The following is a 13,360-nucleotide window of genomic DNA, read 5'->3' as shown; positions in this document are numbered from 1 at the left end:
CTCGCGGCCATGGCGGAGCGTCCCGACCTCGACGAGATCGACCGGAGGATCCTGGCGGAGTTGCAGGCAGACGGCCGAATCCGCGTCAATGAGCTCGCCGACCGGGTCGGCATCTCGCAGCCAAACTGCCTGCGCCGGGTCCGCGCGCTGCGCAGCCGCGGCGTGATCAAATCGATCCGCGCCAGCATCGACGAGCGGGCGTTGGGCTATGAGGTGGTGTCGTTTGTCTCGATCCAGCTCGACAGCCAGCATCAGACGGCGCTGGAGGCATTCGAGGCTGCGGTCATGCCGCTGCCCTGGGTCCAGCAATGCTGGCGGCTGTCGGGGGACGCGGATTTCCTGCTGAAATGCGTCTCGACCGGCGTGGACGGCATGAGCCGGCAGCTCCGGCAGTTCGCCGCCCTGCCCGGCGTCCGGGCCATCCGCAGTTTTCCGGTGCTCGGCCTCTCGAAAGACGCGCCGCTCCCGATCCCCAGTGACCCGCGCGCCAACGGCTAGATTCTGGACCGGTCACCGCTCGTCGGCGTGGCCCCATCAAGGCCATCCGATCGGTGTGCGCGATTCAAAGGGGCCGGATCAATGCGTCCGAATCAATGCGTCCAAGGCTCGCCGCGGCGGAACGAGAAATTGTCGGCATAGGCGATCTGCCGCTTCACCGGCTCCTTCGGCTCGATCACCTGGTAGGGAATGCCCTTGCGCTCGCAATAGGCGATGGCCTCTTCCTTCGAGTCGAAGCGCAAGGTGACCTGCTGCTTCATGTCCGACGAGGAGGTCCAGCCCATCAGCGGCTCGACCGCGCGGGGCTGCTCCGGCTCGTAATCCAGCTGCCAGTCCCGGGTCTTGGCCTTGCCCGATTGCATCGCGTTCTTGGCGGGCTTGAAAATGCGTGCGGTCATGGCTGAAAGAGACCCTCGGAGCAGCGGTTCGTCATGCGTTTGGCGGAAACGGCCGGGATGGGGTACACGCACGCTTCAGCACGGAACGGTGATTCCCATCCTGGACATGACCGTCTATCGTGCTCGGTATAGTCATTCTGCCGTCCCGTGACAATCTCGGTCGACTGCCACGGCGCCTTCCGCTCCCCGAACTTTCCTCATTCAAAAACAGTGCGTTGAAGCGGCCATGAAAATCAATGCGACGCTGCCCGAGAGAGGGCGCGACCTGCGGCTCGACCTGTTCCGCGGCATCGCCAATTGGGCGATCTTTCTCGATCATATCCCCGACAATGTGGTGAACTGGATCACGACCCGGAATTACGGCTTCAGCGACGCCGCCGACCTGTTCGTGTTCATCTCCGGCTATACCGCGTCCTTCGTCTATGCCCGCATGATGATCGACCGCGGCTTCATCGTCGGCGCCACCCGCCTGTTCAAGCGGGTGTGGCAGCTCTACGTCGCTCACATCGTGCTGTTCGTCATATATATTGTGGCCATCAGCTATCTGGCGACACGCTTCGGCGTCTCCGAGATCATCGACGAGTTCAACGTTGCCGGCCTGGTCGACCATGCCAGCGATACGCTGGCGCAGGGGCTCATCCTGAAGTTCAAGCCGGTCAATCTCGACGTGTTGCCGCTCTATATCGTGCTGATGGGCTTCTTCCCGCCGGTACTGTGGCTCATGCTGCGGCAGCCGGATATCACGATGATCGCCTCGATCGTGCTGTGGCTCCTTGCGCGGCAGATGGGGTGGAATTTCGCCGCCTATCCGGCCGGCACCTGGTACTTCAATCCGTATTGCTGGCAGGTGCTGTTCGTGTTCGGCTCGTGGTGCGCGCTCGGCGGCGCGCGCCGCTCGATGGGCATCATCATGGCCCCGGCGACACTCTATTTCTGCCTGGGCTACCTGCTGCTCGCATTGATCATGACCATGGCCGGCCGCTTTCCGGACTATGGCACGATGTTGCCGCACTGGCTCTATTCGGCGTTCAATCCGAACGACAAGACCAACCTCGCGCCCTACCGTTTCCTGCATTTCGTGGTGATCGTGATCCTGGTGATCCGCTTCGTGCCGAAGGAATGGCCGGGCCTGGAATGGAAGGGCTTCGATCCGCTGGTGGTGTGCGGTCAGCAGTCGCTCGCGGTATTCTGTGTCGGCGTCTTCCTGTCCTTCATCGGCCATTTCACGCTGATGCTGAGCTCGGGCTCGCTGCTGGCGCAGATCCTGGTAAGCGCAGCAGGGATCGCGATCATGACGACGGTGGCCTATTACATCTCGTGGTCGAAGCGTCAGGACAAGCCGCTGCCGAAGCCGGCCGCACCCAAGGCCGCCGCGGCGAAGTGAGCCGGTGCCGGGAGGCCGCCCGCACGCGGCGGCCTCTCCCGTTGACCTGCATCAAGCCGGGCCTGGTCGGCGCTGGCTAAGGTCGTCAGCACAATGGTGCCGCGTGCCGCGGCGCGCGCTCCCTGAGCGCACGTGCCGCCTGCTCACGCGGCGATTTGCTGACAAGGACCAGATCATGCCGACTCATTTTCATGCCGTCGTGTGGCTCGACCACAGCGAGGCCAAGCTGTTCCATATCGGTCTCACCGGTTCCGACGAGGTGACACTGCATCCGCATCTGCAGACCAAGCATCTGCACCACAAGGCGAACGCCATCGGCAGCGGCCATGCCGCGCCCGACAAGCATTTCCTGGAGGAGATTGCGGCTGCGCTCAACGATGCCGGCGAGATCCTGATCATCGGTCCAGCGAGCGCGAAGACGGAGCTTGCCAAGTACCTGCACGAGAAGCACCCTGCGGTCGGCAAGCGGATCGTCGCCGTCGAAGCCGCCGATCATCCAACCGATCGCCAGATCGTCGCCTATGCCAAGCAGCACTTCAAAATGGCACCGCCTCGCGTTGCGACGGGCACCGCGGGCTGAATAGAAGCCGCCTTCCCGTCGCAGGGTCCAGTCGACCATGGACATGCTGACGCCGGATCGATCCAGCGCGATTGTCGCCAACCATCCTCCTGCCCCGCCGGCCGCCGACCGCGGCCGGCGTCGCTTTCCCTGGCGTGGCCTGCTCACGATGCTGCTGGCTCTCGCCGCGGCGGCCGCGCTGGCGGCATGGTGGCTGCGCGGACCGACGATCACAGTCGTTCGCATCACGCGCGGCACGGCGGCCGAGATCGTCTATGCCACCGGAGCGGTCGAGCCGGAGACATGGTCGCGCACCACGCCGCTGGTGCGCGGCCGCATCGTCGAACGCTGCCGCTGCGAGGGCAAGGCGGTCAAGGCCGGTGACCTGCTGGCGCGGTTCGACGACAAGGAGGCGCTGGCCACCCTGAACGATCTGCGCGCGCAGGAGGAGTTTCAGCGGCACGAATTCGAGCGGCAGTCACAGCTGCTGGCGCGCGGCGCGTCCACGTCGCAGGCCTATCAGCGCTCCGAGAGCGACCTCGCCCGCATCCGCGCCCAGATCGCGGCGCAGAGCCAGCGCCTCGATTATTTCAGGCTGGTGGCGCCGATGGATGGCGTCGTGCTCAAGGAGGATGGCGAGGTCGGCGACATGGTCGACCCCGGCACTATCCTCTATCGCGTCGGTCTGGAGAAGCCGCTCTGGGTGATCGCCGACGTCAATGAAGAGGACATCCCCCGCGTCCAGGTCGGCCAGAAGGCGCTGCTGCGCAGCGATGCGTTCGGCAGCCAGGCGCTTCCCGGAATGGTGAAGCAGATCACGCCGGCGGGCGATCCCGTTGCCAAGACCTTCCGCGTCCGGATCGGCCTGCCCGACGACACGCCGCTGCGTGTCGGCATGAGCGTCGAGGCCAACATCGTCAGCCGCGAGAAGGCCGATGTGCTGCTCGTGCCGGCTAATGCCGTCGTCAACAACGGCCTGCTGGTCATTGAGGACGGCCGTGTGCACCGTCGGAAGGTCCGCGTCGGCATAAGAGGCTCCGCGGCCGTGGAGATCCTCGAAGGCGCGCAGCAGGGCGAGATGGTCGCAGCCCCCGCGACCGCCGACATCAAGGACGGCGAACGGGTCCGGCCGATGGAGATCGAGACCACAGCACCATGAGCCTGGTCCTCACCATCGCCTGGACACATGTGCGTCATCGCGCCCGGCAGACGCTGGTCGCGATCGCCGGGGTGATGACCGGCGTGGCGTTCTCGGTGATGATGGCGGCGATGATGGAGGGATCGCAGGACGATTTCATTCGCACCCTGGTCGACGCGCTGCCGCACATCTCGATCACCGACGAGCTGCGCGAGCCGAGCCGTCAACCGGCCGATCAGATCTACGCAGCCGCCGAATTCCACGGCCTGAAGCCGAATGTGCGGCGCCCCGGCATCAAGAACCCGATGGCAACGATCGCCTCGCTGCAGGGCTGGGTGCCCGGTGCGCTGACGGCGTCCGTGCAATCCAAGGCGGTGCTGCGCTTTGCCGGCCGCAATCTCACCGTCGCGATCATCGGCATCGACCCGCGCACCGAAAGCGAGGTCTCGACCCTTGCCAGCCACATGCGCCAGGGCAGCCTCACTTCGCTCTATCGCTCGTCGCACGCGATCCTGCTCGGCGACCGGCTTGCGGCCAAGCTCGGGGCGCGCGTGAACTCCAACATCACGCTCGCCTCCGCCCAGGGCATCAGCATGAACGCCACGGTCGTCGGCACCTTTCACTCCGGCTTCCGCGCCACCGACGAGACCACCGGTTATGTGCTGCTGCGCACCGCGCAAATTCTTGAGCGCCAGACCGGCATCATCAACGAGATCCGCATCCGGACCAACGATCCGATGCAGGCCCGGCTGATCAGCGAACGGATCGGGGAACAGACCGGCTACAAGGCGATCTCCTGGCAGGAGGCGCAGGAGGATCTGCTGTCGGCGATCACGCTGCGCAACGTGCTGATGTACACGATCGTCGGCGCCATCCTGCTGGTCGCGAGCTTCGGCACCTACAACATCATCTCGACGATCACGCATGAGAAGACCCGCGACATCGCGATCCTGAAATCGCTCGGCTTTCGCGACCGGACCATCCGCAGCATCTTCATCATCGAGGCGCTGTTCATCGGCCTCACCGGCGCGGCCTTCGGTTGGGTGCTCGGCTATCTCCTGACCCGCGGGCTTGCCTCGCTCGAGTTCAAGACGCCGTTCTCCGACTACAATCACCTGCCCGTCTTGTATTCGTTGAAGCACTATCTGCTCGCCACCGCCGTGGCGCTGCTGTCGAGCGTGGTGGCCGGCTACTTCCCGGCCCGTGCCGCGGCGCGGCTGCATCCAGTCGATATCATCCGGGGCGCAACGTGAGCCCGCCGCTGATCGAAGCACGCCGAGTGACACGGATCCTGCCCGGCGAGGTGCCGGTGACCCTGGTCGCCGACATCAACCTTGCGATCGGCGCGCGCGAGTTCATCGCGATCACCGGCCCGTCCGGGTCGGGCAAGTCCTCCCTACTCTATCTTCTGGGTCTGCTCGATCTTCCGAGCCAGGGCGACGTGCTGATCGATGGCCGCTCCACGACCGCCATGACCGAGGACGAACGCGCGGAGGTGCGGCTGTCGCGCCTCGGTTTTGTCTTCCAGTTTCATTTCCTGCTGCCGGAATTCTCGATCACCGAGAACGTCGCTCTGCCGATGCGGGCGCTGGGCCGCCTGTCGGCCCGAGCCATCACGCAGCGCGCCGAGGAGCTGCTGGCCTCGCTCGGCCTTGCCGACCATTTGCGCAAGACGCCGGACAAGCTGTCCGGAGGCCAGCGTCAGCGTGTGGCCGTGGCCCGTGCGCTCGCCAACGATCCACCGGTGATCCTCGCCGACGAGCCGACCGGCAGTCTCGACACCGCGGCGACGGCGCAGGTGTTCGGCATTCTGCGTAACCTCGTGATCATGCGCGGCAAGACGGTCGTCGCCGTCACCCACGACCTCAACCTCGCCGCGCAGATGCAGCGGCGCGTCCATATCGTCGACGGCCGCCTCGCGGAAGATGTGCAGGCGCAACCGCCGGCGCGCTGACGGCCTGCGGCCGCCGGTCCGCCAGCCCTCTATGTATTTGATTTAGCGCAAAGACGCCCCAAGGCCTTTCCGCTGTTGTGCGGCTTGGCGGATGTTCCTTCCCCGGATTCACCCGCTCCACTTCGGATGCTCTCGGGTCTTGCCGCTGCGAGGGCATCCGAATTTTTTTGGGGGGATGCGCTGCGCTCCGCCGCGGCGCGACTGTGGCGAATGCCGGCGCTTCTTCTGACCGATCCGGATAAGGGAGACCCGGCGGCCGTACCGCCTGGGAGATGGTCGGGGCAGCTGGATTCGAACCAACGACCTGCAGTACCCAAAACTGCCGCGCTACCAGGCTGCGCTATACCCCGATCTCCTGGAAGGACCACGTCACTACACGGTCGCGGGCTCCGCAGCAAGACCGCGGACGGTCTGCTCCCGGCGGGCGGGCGGCCGAGACATGTTTCCGGAAGACGCCGGCTGAGAATGCGTCAGCCCCGGGAAGAGGTCTCCCCGGGGCTGGCGAATTCCGCAGTCGCTTACGTATCCGACCGTTGGCTCAGTGCGACGACAGCGCCGGAGAGCCAGTCTCGGGATGGATCTCTGCCGCCATCATGCCCTTGGAGCCCGGCCCATAGCGGACCAGCACCCATTGGCCGGGCCGCAGCTCGGTCATGCCGAAGCGGCGCAAGGTCTCCATATGGACGAAGATGTCCGGGGTCCCCTCGCCGCAGGTCACGAAGCCGAAGCCGCGCAGCCGGTTGAACCATTTGACCTGCGCACGCTCCAACCCGCTGGTCGGCGTGACCGTCACATGGGTGCGCGGCGGCAGCATCTGCGCCGGATGGATCGCCGTCGACTCGTCCATCGAGACGATGCGGAAGGCCTGGTAGCCCTTGGCGCGCTGAACGCACTCGACCACGAGTCGAGCGCCTTCATAGGCCGTCTGATAGCCGTCGCGCCTGAGCACCGTGACGTGCAGCAGCACGTCCGGCCAGCCATTGTCGGGAACGATGAAGCCGTATCCCTTCGACGCGTCGAACCATTTGATGACGCCGCTGATTTCGACGAGGTTCTCGCCAAGACCGGCTAGCGCATCGATCGCTGCGTCGCGCGCGACACCGCCTTGATAGTCTGCCCCGAGACGGTTGGGTGCGGACACACCAGCAACCGGTAACCCGAGCTTCTTGGACTCAAATCCGTCCGACCCCATAACCCCGGACCTCACAGATAAATTGTGAGCCGCCACCCCTGCAACGGCGTTCTTAACCGCATGATCACCACTTATACCCACGGCGAGCCACGCGAATCTCTCGAATCAAAGATAACATTCCCTCGTGCCGCGCATAGACAAAAATCGGTTTCAGTGAGGCATATGAACAGACATGCAGGCAAAAATGCATCAATTTCCGTTCAATTACGGAGGAACGGACCAAGCACTTCGCCGATGTCATCGTGGATGACGAGATCAGCAACGTCGTCCTGATCAGTGGGTTCCCGGTTGATGATGACAAGTCGTGCACCCGCCTGCTTTGCCATCAATGGAAAGCAAGCCGCTGGCCATACAACCAATGACGAGCCGATCGCGATGAAGAGATCGCAATGCTGCGCAAGCTCGGTCGCGCGCTGCATCTCCGTTTCCGGCATCGCCTGACCGAACGACACCGTCGCCGTCTTCACCGGCGCGGCACAGGCCGTGCAGTCGGGCGCGGCGTTGTCAGCGGCATAGCGCTGTTGCACCCAGCCGATCTCATAGCGTTGCCCGCATCCGATGCAGCGCGCGAAAGTGGTGTTGCCGTGCAACTCGACGACGTGCTCGGGGGCGAAGCCGGAGTCCTGGTGCAGATTGTCGATGTTCTGCGTGATCACCGCCGGGATCTTGCCGGCACGGTAGAGCGCGGCGAGTGCGCGGTGGCCCCGGCCTGGTCGCGCCGCCGCAAACGTTTCCTGCATCGCAAAGCGCCGGCGCCAAGCCTCATCGCGGGCTTCCTGGCTGGCGACGAACTCCTGGAAGTCGATTGGCCGGTTGCGGGTCCATAGTCCGCCCGGCGAACGGAAGTCGGGGATGCCGGCCTCGGTCGAAATGCCGGCGCCCGTGAACGGCACGATCACCTTGGCAGCCGCGATCATATCGCCCAAGCGGTTCACGCCATCCTGCAGATCAGATCGGATCATCGCGGCTCACCCGAACCAGTCACTCATGCTTGCGAGTTTAGCACGGCCGGCCACCAATTCTCACGCGCCCGAACCAAGCGCGGGTCGCTTCGATGCCCTCATGCAAGCGACGCGAGTCTGTGGCGGGAGGTTCTACCGGAGCAAGGCATGCCGCCGCTGCTGTCCCCAGCCAAATGGTGAGCCGCCATGGGGTTGCGACCGGCGTCCGCAATCATGCCCCAATCGGGCACCCACATCACCCACAGCGATTCGCCAGGAAGTTTGTCATGCGTCTCAGGGCGGGCCTCGTCGGATATGACCAGAGCAGAGAACATCCGTGGGACACAAAGAGACGCAGGACGACCGGCGTGCGCAGGAGCGCGCCGAGATCACCGCTCGCATTGCGCGGTTCAGATCAACGCAGGAGAAGTTCGCGCGCGAACGCGAGGAATATGCGACCCTTGCCTGGAAGCGCGCCGATCGCGGCGAAGCGGCCGAGTAGCGGGCTGCACGGCGGCGTCATCCCGCACCGGCCCTAAGGCCGCGCCCAAATCGAGTATACATCCACATCGAGCACACATAGAGAGAGCCCGGAGGCCAAGTCTCCGGGCCCTCTCGCATTCCTGATATTACCAGTGATGACGCCAGTGGCGGTACCGATGGTAGTAAGGTCCACCATAATAGGCGTTGGGACCGGGCCCGTAGATGTAGCGCGGACCATAATAGCCATAGCCCGGACCATAATCATAAGGCCCCGAAGCTGCGATCGCGCCTGCGGTCAGTGCGCCCGCGGCCAGACCAAACGCGAGGCCTGGCCCGATCCCATGCGCCGGGGCCGGGGCCGGCGCAGCGAGGGCGATGGCGGCGACGGCGCCTGCAGTCGCCAGAGCGGCTAATGCGTTTCTCATCATGTCCGCCAAATCATCTGCGACCAAACAACACAGAGGCCGGGACATTGGTTGCACTCCGCACACTGTCGTGAGGACGGGAACCCACGAGGCCGGTTGCAGGTTATCCATGGACATGGCGCGTCAGTCGAAATGCGGCCAAGGAAAATCGTGATGGAAACTTGGCTGGAACTTCTGTTCAACATCATCGGCTATGGCGGCTTCGTCGTGCTCGCCTCCTGCCACCCTGGTGGCGAGCCGGCCGGCACAGAGAGCGCCATCGACGACATCACGCGCCCGATCAATCGCTGAGCCGGACCGCCGCCCACGCCATCCACCGCTTGTCCGCAGCCTATCCACAAGCCCGGCTTGCCCGCATTGGCGGGCCTTTGGAAAGACTTGCCGCGCAGCATGCCATGACTTGTCCCCACCAGCCCGCCACCCCCGCCGAGATGCGGCCGCGGGACTGCGTCGCGATGAGCTGTCAGGCCAGGCGCTTTGAACCTTTTGGCGGGCCGCCGATACACATCATCACTGGGGATTTCAGGGCCCAGTCTTCGAGGTGGCGCCAGGCGACGAAGATATTCCGTCGCGCTGGCGCTGCTGTCGTTCCAGCAGCACCGGCCATCACGTGAAACCATCGCGCAACAAAAAGGCCCCCTTCTCAGGGGGCCCTTGATGTCGCTCAGGACGTTGCGGGCCGGATCAGGCGACCGCGTCCTTGGCGGCCTTGACCGGGCGCGCGCGCACGATCTTGCGGGCCGGCTTGGCCTTGAACATCATCTCTTCGCCGGTGAAGGGGTTGGTGCCCTTGCGCGCCTTCACGGCAGGCTTCTTGACGACGACGAACTTCGCGAAGCCCGGCACCAGGAACACGCCGTTCTTCTTCAGCTCCTTGTGGCCGACATCCGTGAGCGTCTCCATGACGTTCTTGACGTCACGCTTGGACAGCTCGGTGGTGGTCGCAATCTTCTCGATCAGCTGCGACTTCGAAAGTTGGGTAGCCATCTTATCTCCTTAGGATTGGTACCGATGAATGACGAGACGACTGCGCGGCTATCAGCGCATTGCTGCGCAGACTGGTCGGGGCTTTCTGGCTGCATTGCACAGCCGTGACTTGAGTCGTCTGGTGGCGTATTACCCCGCGTTTTTTCGGGATTCTCCTGCATTTCAAGGGGCCCCGAAGCACCCACAGCGGCGCCAAAATTCCAACGGAGCGCCGAGAAGTCAAGCTGCGATGACGATCGAAGCGAGCGGTCGATTCATTTTCCCCTATATTTCCAGGCATTTTCGACCGTCATGCGTGATTTTGGCCGCACATCACAGCCAAAATGCCCTGAAAATCCTGCAGATGGGCGCATCCCGCCTCCGCATCGTGGTCGCGAATCACTGCCAAAATAGGGATTCGCCGCGTGCCTGCAGGCGCCACGAAACATCCTGCGACGACCGCGATGTGCGGTGGCGGCGCCGAAAATCCGTGCGCAGCCGCAGCGCCGCACGCCCTTGCCCTGATGCGCCGGAGAACGATTTGCTGCTATGGATCGACGTCCACGGGCGTTCGTTGAACATCCGCTTCAAGCTCGAAGGAGACCAGAAGGATGCGTTATCTCCACACCATGCTGCGCGTGCGCAATCTCGACGCGGCGCTCAAATTCTATTCCGATGCACTCGGCCTGAAGGAGGTGCGCCGGATCGACAACGACAAGGGACGGTTCACCCTGGTGTTTCTCTGCGCGCCCGAGGATGAACACCTGCTGAAGAGCCTGCCGCCGACACGCGGCGCGCCGCTGGTCGAGCTCACCTATAATTGGGACGAGGAGACCTATGGCGAGGATCGCTTCTTCGGCCATCTCGCCTATGAGGTCGACGACATCTATGCCACCTGCGATCGGCTGATGAAGCTCGGCATCACCATCAACCGCCCGCCGCGCGACGGCAACATGGCGTTCGTCCGTTCGCCCGACCTGCACTCGATCGAGCTGTTGCAGAAGGGCGAGCCGAAGGCCCCTGCCGAGCCCTGGCTGTCGATGCCGAACACCGGGCATTGGTGACGCGCCCCATTGCTGACGCTCCCCTGCGGCAGCCGCGCCACGCGCGGAACATCGCCGCCCTCCTCGCGTTGTCGCCCCGATTGACGGGGAGGACATGAGGAGGCCGAGATGGGTCGAGGAATTCTGCTTTGGTTGTTGGGCGTGCCGATCCCGGTGATCATTCTGCTGTGGCTGTTCTTCGGCCGCTGATCACCGAGCGACGTGCTCAACCGAAAAGCCCCGCCCGCAGCGGGGCTTTTTGCTTGAGATGCGCTATCAAGGTCGCCGACAGTGTCATGCGAGACAGGAGCCGATGATGCCCGCCGACAGCAAGCTCACACTCTGGGGCCGCGCCAACTCGGTGAACGTACAGAAGGTGCTGTGGTGCATGGCCGAGCTCGATATCGCCTTCGAGCGGATCGATGCCGGCATGCAGTTCGGCCGCAACAACGAAGCGGACTATCTCGCCATGAATCCCAACGGCCGAATTCCGACCCTGGTCGATGGTGACCTCGTGCTCTGGGAGAGCAACGCGGTCATGCGTTATCTCTGCCTGGCCTATGGCGGGCCGACGCCGCTGTACCCGCCGCTGCCGCGCCAACGTGCGGCGGTCGAGCGCTGGCTGGATTGGACGCTGTCCACGGTGCAGCCGACCGAGCGTCCGCTGTTCTGGGGTCTCGTGCGCACCCCGCCCGCACAGCGCGACATGATCGCGCTGCAGAAGGCGGCCGACGAGGCCGCGGCGATGTGGCGCATCCTGAACGCCCATCTCGGCACGCGGAGCTATGTCGAGGCGGAGACATTCACCCTCGCAGACATCGCGCTCGGCGCCTATGCGCGGAGGTGGTTCGGCGTCGAAGGCGTGGTCAAGCCGGAGCTGCCTCATCTCGACAGCTGGTATCAGCGGCTCTCACTACGCCCCGCCTTCATCCGCCACATCGCGCCGCCGCTATCGTAAGGCAGCTGCCAGATTCAACGGCCGAGTCCAGTGCCTGTCTCGACGCGCACGGCGCCGCCGACCTTCATGCACGTGTCGGTTCCCTCGATCCGCACGAAATTGGCGCCGTAGGACGCACAGGGATTGCGGCTGGCTTTGCTCGACCGTGCTGCCGGCGGCTCCGCGTTGGGGGCGCTCGGTGACAACAGGGACGGGCCGACGCTGCCGGCGCAGGCGACGGTCACCACCAGCATGGCGGTGATCGTTCCGCAAAGGATGGATCTGAACATGGCAGCTTGTTAGCGCATCTTCGCCGATTGCGCTGCCCGAAATCATCGGCCCGCCGGCACCGCCCCCCGCGCAGCCGCAATGCGCAATGCCGCTTGCTACTTGCCGATGAACTTGACGCCGACCGAGGCGCCGCGGCGCCACACCACCTGGCAGAGCCGGCCCGTGCGTGCATCGCGGGCAAAGGCGAGCCGGATCGTTCCCGGCAGGGCCACCGCATCCTCGACGGTCAGCTTGGCGCCGGCGCTGGAGATGTCCTGAACCAGGCAATGCCGCACAGCGAAGCCACCATCCAGCGTGATCCACGCCGGCTGCTTCATCGACTTTCGGGCTTCCCGCTTCTTAGGCGCGGCCATCATCCTGCTCCTGCTTGCCCGTTGAAGTACGGGAAGGACCCTAATGGAGGGTTGACCGGATCGAACACAGACAATGCGCCGATGGTCTGACAGGGCTGCGGGAGCGTGATGCCTACCGAAGGACGGCAAGGAAAGGGAGGGAAGAATGAACGCGCGGGTGGCGCTCCCTAGCGGAATCGAACCGCTCTCTCCACCGTGAAAGGGTGGCGTCCTAACCGATAGACGAAGGGAGCAATACGCACGATGCAGCGAGACCATCGGCCCCGGCGTCATCGCCGTTTGCACGTTCTTGACAAAACCTTCAGCAAATCAGCGGGTTAAAGCTGAGATCTGCGAGGTCGGCTGAACCATCGGAGATGATTCCGCGCCGCGCGCGCCGAACGTATAGAGGCGTTTGGTCGGCCGGGCAAGCGGCCCGTGCGCGTTCGTCCTCGGCTTGACGGCGCGGCTCAGCGTGCGGCGAACGATGGAGAGATGCCGTCGGTGTCGATATAGACCACCCCATCCTCGACCTTGACTGGATAGGCGGCCAGCGCGTTTTCCTGCGGGTGCAGCGGCAGGCCGGTCTGCGCATCCCAGGTCCAGTGATGCACGGGGCAGCTGAGCACACGACCGTCAAAGCCGGCCTCGGCCATCGGCGCCGCCGTGTGGGGGCACACGCCTTGGAACGCTTTGAGCTCACCATCGTCGGGCCAGGCGAGGATGATGAGGTGGGCATCGGCGATGACGAGACGCATCCCGCCTTCATCGATCGTGTCGGCCTTACAGATCCGGGCGAACATGCGGGGCCAAGCTCCG

General features: G+C 64.4%; 18 protein-coding genes and 2 tRNA genes. 10 read left to right on the top strand and 10 right to left on the bottom strand.

Annotated elements, in window-relative coordinates:
• Nucleotides 1–9 precede the first annotated feature (9 nt).
• Nucleotides 10–498 (top strand): Lrp/AsnC family transcriptional regulator, encoded by a 489-nt coding sequence (locus tag ACVIJ6_RS29940; RefSeq protein ID WP_456775652.1) that lies wholly within the window; start codon nt 10–12, stop codon nt 496–498.
• Nucleotides 499–590: 92 nt separating this feature from the next.
• Here ACVIJ6_RS29940 and ACVIJ6_RS29935 read toward each other — a convergent pair whose 3' ends face one another.
• Complete coding sequence (locus ACVIJ6_RS29935) at nt 591–896, bottom strand: ETC complex I subunit (RefSeq protein ID WP_172236498.1); 306 nt, start codon at nt 894–896, stop codon at nt 591–593.
• A gap of 226 nt (nt 897–1,122) precedes the next feature.
• Between ACVIJ6_RS29935 and ACVIJ6_RS29930 the strand changes: the two genes are divergently transcribed.
• From ACVIJ6_RS29930 to ACVIJ6_RS29910, 5 genes are all read left to right on the top strand, one after another.
• Entirely contained in the window at nt 1,123–2,280 is a 1,158-nt protein-coding gene (locus ACVIJ6_RS29930) for an OpgC domain-containing protein (protein WP_456775651.1), read from the top strand.
• A 175-nt stretch (nt 2,281–2,455) separates the two neighbouring features.
• Complete coding sequence (locus tag ACVIJ6_RS29925; protein WP_456775650.1) at nt 2,456–2,860, top strand: translational machinery protein; 405 nt, start codon at nt 2,456–2,458, stop codon at nt 2,858–2,860.
• Nucleotides 2,861–2,897: 37 nt separating this feature from the next.
• Nucleotides 2,898–3,998 carry an efflux RND transporter periplasmic adaptor subunit gene (locus ACVIJ6_RS29920; RefSeq protein WP_456775649.1) on the top strand — a complete coding sequence of 367 codons (1,101 nt, stop codon included), beginning with the start codon at nt 2,898–2,900 and terminating at the stop codon, nt 3,996–3,998.
• Nucleotides 3,995–5,230: an ABC transporter permease gene (locus ACVIJ6_RS29915; protein WP_456775648.1), complete on the top strand. Its 1,236-nt coding sequence runs from the start codon at nt 3,995–3,997 to the stop codon at nt 5,228–5,230. The genes ACVIJ6_RS29920 and ACVIJ6_RS29915 overlap by 4 nt, the downstream gene beginning before the upstream one ends.
• The gene (locus ACVIJ6_RS29910; RefSeq protein ID WP_456775647.1) at nt 5,227–5,931 is read left to right on the top strand and encodes an ABC transporter ATP-binding protein; all 705 of its coding nucleotides are present in this window, start codon (nt 5,227–5,229) and stop codon (nt 5,929–5,931) included. The genes ACVIJ6_RS29915 and ACVIJ6_RS29910 overlap by 4 nt, the downstream gene beginning before the upstream one ends.
• Before the next feature lie 273 nt (nt 5,932–6,204).
• Here the strand turns inward: ACVIJ6_RS29910 and ACVIJ6_RS29905 are convergent.
• From ACVIJ6_RS29905 to ACVIJ6_RS29895, 3 genes are all read right to left on the bottom strand, one after another.
• Nucleotides 6,205–6,281, bottom strand: a tRNA-Pro gene (locus ACVIJ6_RS29905).
• A 188-nt stretch (nt 6,282–6,469) separates the two neighbouring features.
• Nucleotides 6,470–7,123 carry a cold-shock protein gene (locus tag ACVIJ6_RS29900; RefSeq protein WP_012044106.1) on the bottom strand — a complete coding sequence of 218 codons (654 nt, stop codon included), beginning with the start codon at nt 7,121–7,123 and terminating at the stop codon, nt 6,470–6,472.
• A 200-nt stretch (nt 7,124–7,323) separates the two neighbouring features.
• Nucleotides 7,324–8,085 (bottom strand): SIR2 family NAD-dependent protein deacylase, encoded by a 762-nt coding sequence (locus ACVIJ6_RS29895; RefSeq protein WP_456775646.1) that lies wholly within the window; start codon nt 8,083–8,085, stop codon nt 7,324–7,326.
• 316 nt (nt 8,086–8,401) lie between these two features.
• On the opposite strand from ACVIJ6_RS29895, the gene ACVIJ6_RS29890 reads away from it, so the two are divergent.
• Entirely contained in the window at nt 8,402–8,566 is a 165-nt protein-coding gene (locus ACVIJ6_RS29890) for a hypothetical protein (RefSeq protein WP_456775645.1), read from the top strand.
• 127 nt (nt 8,567–8,693) lie between these two features.
• Here ACVIJ6_RS29890 and ACVIJ6_RS29885 read toward each other — a convergent pair whose 3' ends face one another.
• Nucleotides 8,694–8,972 (bottom strand): hypothetical protein, encoded by a 279-nt coding sequence (locus tag ACVIJ6_RS29885; protein ID WP_456775644.1) that lies wholly within the window; start codon nt 8,970–8,972, stop codon nt 8,694–8,696.
• A 153-nt stretch (nt 8,973–9,125) separates the two neighbouring features.
• Between ACVIJ6_RS29885 and ACVIJ6_RS29880 the strand changes: the two genes are divergently transcribed.
• Entirely contained in the window at nt 9,126–9,263 is a 138-nt protein-coding gene (locus tag ACVIJ6_RS29880) for a hypothetical protein (protein WP_456775643.1), read from the top strand.
• Between the two features lie 393 nt (nt 9,264–9,656).
• On the opposite strand, the gene ACVIJ6_RS29875 is transcribed toward ACVIJ6_RS29880, so the two are convergent.
• Nucleotides 9,657–9,959, bottom strand: coding sequence for an HU family DNA-binding protein (locus ACVIJ6_RS29875; protein WP_006614754.1), 303 nt, complete (start codon nt 9,957–9,959; stop codon nt 9,657–9,659).
• A 590-nt stretch (nt 9,960–10,549) separates the two neighbouring features.
• Between ACVIJ6_RS29875 and ACVIJ6_RS29870 the strand changes: the two genes are divergently transcribed.
• On the top strand, nt 10,550–11,002 hold the full coding sequence (locus ACVIJ6_RS29870; protein ID WP_456775642.1) for a VOC family protein: 453 nt from the start codon (nt 10,550–10,552) through the stop codon (nt 11,000–11,002).
• Nucleotides 11,003–11,297: 295 nt separating this feature from the next.
• Nucleotides 11,298–11,939 carry a glutathione S-transferase family protein gene (locus ACVIJ6_RS29865; RefSeq protein ID WP_456775641.1) on the top strand — a complete coding sequence of 214 codons (642 nt, stop codon included), beginning with the start codon at nt 11,298–11,300 and terminating at the stop codon, nt 11,937–11,939.
• A gap of 14 nt (nt 11,940–11,953) precedes the next feature.
• Here the strand turns inward: ACVIJ6_RS29865 and ACVIJ6_RS29860 are convergent, their stop codons facing one another.
• The 4 genes from ACVIJ6_RS29860 to ACVIJ6_RS29845 form a co-directional block, all read right to left on the bottom strand.
• Nucleotides 11,954–12,208, bottom strand: coding sequence for a porin (locus ACVIJ6_RS29860; protein WP_456775640.1), 255 nt, complete (start codon nt 12,206–12,208; stop codon nt 11,954–11,956).
• A 96-nt stretch (nt 12,209–12,304) separates the two neighbouring features.
• Nucleotides 12,305–12,562: a PilZ domain-containing protein gene (locus ACVIJ6_RS29855; RefSeq protein ID WP_456775639.1), complete on the bottom strand. Its 258-nt coding sequence runs from the start codon at nt 12,560–12,562 to the stop codon at nt 12,305–12,307.
• Nucleotides 12,563–12,720: 158 nt separating this feature from the next.
• Nucleotides 12,721–12,795 (bottom strand) — tRNA-Glu (locus tag ACVIJ6_RS29850).
• Nucleotides 12,796–13,011: 216 nt separating this feature from the next.
• Nucleotides 13,012–13,344 (bottom strand): Rieske 2Fe-2S domain-containing protein, encoded by a 333-nt coding sequence (locus ACVIJ6_RS29845; protein ID WP_456775638.1) that lies wholly within the window; start codon nt 13,342–13,344, stop codon nt 13,012–13,014.
• Nucleotides 13,345–13,360: the final 16 nt, after the last annotated feature.

The sequence above is a fragment of the Bradyrhizobium sp. USDA 4369 genome, from assembly GCF_054056435.1.
The sequence above is the reverse complement of the archived record's forward strand: the minus strand, read 5'-3'. Positions and strand labels throughout refer to the sequence as shown.

Excerpts from the sequence above, each read along its gene's own strand:
- ACVIJ6_RS29940 (WP_456775652.1), top strand. The coding sequence starts at position 10 with ATGGCGGAGCGTCCCGACCTCGACGAGATCGACCGGAGGATCCTGGCG.
- ACVIJ6_RS29935 (WP_172236498.1), bottom strand. The coding sequence starts at position 896 with ATGACCGCACGCATTTTCAAGCCCGCCAAGAACGCGATGCAATCGGGC.
- ACVIJ6_RS29930 (WP_456775651.1), top strand. The coding sequence starts at position 1,123 with ATGAAAATCAATGCGACGCTGCCCGAGAGAGGGCGCGACCTGCGGCTC.
- ACVIJ6_RS29925 (WP_456775650.1), top strand. The coding sequence starts at position 2,456 with ATGCCGACTCATTTTCATGCCGTCGTGTGGCTCGACCACAGCGAGGCC.
- ACVIJ6_RS29920 (WP_456775649.1), top strand. The coding sequence starts at position 2,898 with ATGGACATGCTGACGCCGGATCGATCCAGCGCGATTGTCGCCAACCAT.
- ACVIJ6_RS29915 (WP_456775648.1), top strand. The coding sequence starts at position 3,995 with ATGAGCCTGGTCCTCACCATCGCCTGGACACATGTGCGTCATCGCGCC.
- ACVIJ6_RS29900 (WP_012044106.1), bottom strand. The coding sequence starts at position 7,123 with ATGGGGTCGGACGGATTTGAGTCCAAGAAGCTCGGGTTACCGGTTGCT.
- ACVIJ6_RS29895 (WP_456775646.1), bottom strand. The coding sequence starts at position 8,085 with ATGATCCGATCTGATCTGCAGGATGGCGTGAACCGCTTGGGCGATATG.
- ACVIJ6_RS29885 (WP_456775644.1), bottom strand. The coding sequence starts at position 8,972 with ATGAGAAACGCATTAGCCGCTCTGGCGACTGCAGGCGCCGTCGCCGCC.
- ACVIJ6_RS29880 (WP_456775643.1), top strand. The coding sequence starts at position 9,126 with ATGGAAACTTGGCTGGAACTTCTGTTCAACATCATCGGCTATGGCGGC.
- ACVIJ6_RS29875 (WP_006614754.1), bottom strand. The coding sequence starts at position 9,959 with ATGGCTACCCAACTTTCGAAGTCGCAGCTGATCGAGAAGATTGCGACC.
- ACVIJ6_RS29870 (WP_456775642.1), top strand. The coding sequence starts at position 10,550 with ATGCGTTATCTCCACACCATGCTGCGCGTGCGCAATCTCGACGCGGCG.
- ACVIJ6_RS29865 (WP_456775641.1), top strand. The coding sequence starts at position 11,298 with ATGCCCGCCGACAGCAAGCTCACACTCTGGGGCCGCGCCAACTCGGTG.
- ACVIJ6_RS29860 (WP_456775640.1), bottom strand. The coding sequence starts at position 12,208 with ATGTTCAGATCCATCCTTTGCGGAACGATCACCGCCATGCTGGTGGTG.
- ACVIJ6_RS29855 (WP_456775639.1), bottom strand. The coding sequence starts at position 12,562 with ATGGCCGCGCCTAAGAAGCGGGAAGCCCGAAAGTCGATGAAGCAGCCG.
- ACVIJ6_RS29845 (WP_456775638.1), bottom strand. The coding sequence starts at position 13,344 with ATGTTCGCCCGGATCTGTAAGGCCGACACGATCGATGAAGGCGGGATG.